At 75.3% G+C, this 2,178-nt stretch carries 3 protein-coding genes; 2 read left to right on the top strand and 1 reads right to left on the bottom strand.

The annotated features are described in order from the left end of the window. Positions 1 to 135: 135 nt before the first annotated feature. The gene (locus AC2W7J_RS17680) at positions 136 to 723 is read left to right on the top strand and encodes a class I SAM-dependent methyltransferase (protein ID WP_485984024.1); all 588 of its coding nucleotides are present in this window, start codon (positions 136 to 138) and stop codon (positions 721 to 723) included. A 77-nt stretch (positions 724 to 800) separates the two neighbouring features. Here AC2W7J_RS17680 and AC2W7J_RS17675 read toward each other — a convergent pair whose 3' ends face one another. Continuing rightward, positions 801 to 1,403: an aminoglycoside phosphotransferase gene (locus AC2W7J_RS17675; protein WP_485984022.1), complete on the bottom strand. Its 603-nt coding sequence runs from the start codon at positions 1,401 to 1,403 to the stop codon at positions 801 to 803. 425 nt (positions 1,404 to 1,828) lie between these two features. On the opposite strand from AC2W7J_RS17675, the gene AC2W7J_RS17670 reads away from it, so the two are divergent. Beyond that, positions 1,829 to 2,178, top strand: a 350-nt coding sequence (locus AC2W7J_RS17670) for a DNA glycosylase family protein (RefSeq protein WP_485984020.1), incomplete at its 3' end; no start/stop codon positions are given.

The following is a 2,178-nucleotide window of genomic DNA, read 5'->3' as shown; positions in this document are numbered from 1 at the left end:
CCGGGCGAAGGGGGCTCGTCCCGCGCCGACGACCGTGCCGCCGACCGCCGTGCTCACCGACGGCGCGACGTGGCGGCGGGCCGTCGCCGAGGCCAAGCGGCTGCGCCTGCCGCTGCACCGTGACCTGCCGAAGAACTGGGACGCCCTCGGCGCCGTCGCCGCCGTCCTCGACTCGCCGACGACGGCACCCGCAGCGCGCGGGTCATGGACGCCGGCAGCGCCCGCTACTCGCCGGTGCTGCCGTGGCTGCGGCTCTACGGTTTCGGTGCCGCGCCCGGCTCGCTCATCGGCATCAACCTCGAGTTCGGGTCGCAGGTGACCCGCGACGGGGTGGCCTTCCGCTACGGCGACGTCACCGACACGGGTCTGCCGACGGGCCACCTCGACGCGATCACGTGCATGTCGGTCATCGAGCACGGCGTGCCGCTCGAGGGCTTCGTCGCCGAGTCGGCGCGCCTCCTGCGCCCCGGTGGCGTGCTCGTCGTCTCGACCGACTACGACCAGGACCCGCCGGACACGACGGGCAAGGTCATCTACGGCTCGCAGGTGCACATCTTCTCGCCGGAGGAGATCCGCGAGCTCGTCGCGCTCGCCGACCGCCACGGTCTCGAGCTCGTCGGCACCGTCGACGACGCGACGCTGGCGCACAGCGAACGCCCGGTGCACTGGTCGAGGGTCGACCTCGACTACACCTTCATCCTGCTGACCTTCCGCAAGCGCTGACCAGACCGACCCGTGTCACCCTCTGCGCGCCCGCGTCACCGTTTGGGGTGACACGGGCCCGCGCGGGGTGACACGGGTCAGCGTGCACTCCTCGCGAGCAGCGAGCCGAGTGCCGACTCGTAGGCGGGCAGGTCCGCCGGTCGGTCGCTGAGGAGGCGGAAGATCGCCGCCCGCAGCATCGCCTGCCCGCGCCGACCGGTGGCCCACTCGTCCATGACGTGTGCGGGTGCGAGGGAGCGCATGACCGCGTCGAGCACCGCGACGGCCTGCGCCCACAGCGCCGGCCGCCAGTAGGGCGAGACGTCGATGACGACCGGGGCCCCCTGCGGGTCGAGCAGGACGTTGCCGGCAAGGTCGCCGTGGACGAGCTGCGCGGGCCCGAGGTCGGTGTCGTCACGGGCCGCGGCCAGGCGGGCGAGCAGGTCCCGGCCCTCTGCGTCGAGGGCGTCGTCGGGCAGCGGGCGCTCGCCGAAGGCCACCCGCTCGGCCACGGCCCAGCGTCCGACCGGCGGCTCGTCGGCGAGGGGCCACGGCGGTGACCGCCCGGGCCGGCAGGCTCCGCCGTGCAGCACGGCACCGACCGCGAGCGTGGCCGTGAGGTCGGTGAGCGGGAGGGTGCCGGGCTCGTAGCGCGTGGCGGCCCACCCGTCGACGACCCAGCTGCCGTCGCGCGCGGGCACCGGCATCGCGATCCGCAGGTCCCGGTGGTCCCGCCCGGGCCGGGTGTCGAGCTCGACGGCGAGCCGGGGCGAGCGGGTGGGCTGGAGCCGGTCCTGGACGCGCGGCTCGCGGCCGGGGAGAGGAGCAGGTCACCGGCGCGCACACTGCGGCCCTGCCCGCCGGCCACGGGCTCGAGGGCGCCCGGCACCGCGAACATGTCGAGCACGTGCTCGGTCGGTCGCATGGCCTCACGCTATGTCACCTGCGACCGGCACAATCGTCGGCGTGACCAGCCACCCCGACCCGACGACGCGGCGCCACCGCCCGCCCGCGCCCGTCGACCTCGGACTGGTGCTGCCCCCCTTCGTCCGGGGTGGCGGCGACCCGACGAGCCGACCGGGCGGGCCGCGACTGGTGGTTCGCGTGGACGACGCCGGCGGGCACGGTGACCCTGCTCCTGACGGACGAAGGGGGTGAGGTCGTCGCCTCGGCGTGGGGAGACGGTGCCGACTGGATCCTCGACCGGCTGCCGGACCTCGTCGGGGCGCGCGACGACCCGAGCGGCTTCGTCCCGCATCACGATCTCGTCGCGCGTGGGTGGCCGCGGCTGCGGACCTGGCGGGTCCCGGCCAACGGGCTCGTCGCCCAGATGCTCGTGTGTTCCGTCCTCGAGCAGAAGGTCACCGGCCGCGAGGCCTTCAGCAGCCAACGGCAGCTCGTGCGGCGCTTCGGCTCGCCGGCGCCCGGGCCGGGGGGAGGAGCTCGGTCTCGTCTGCCCGCCGACCGCCGCGGAGT

The organism is Janibacter sp. CFPM2_SD2, assembly GCF_057364645.1.
This window is presented reverse-complemented; position numbering and strand designations above follow the sequence as displayed.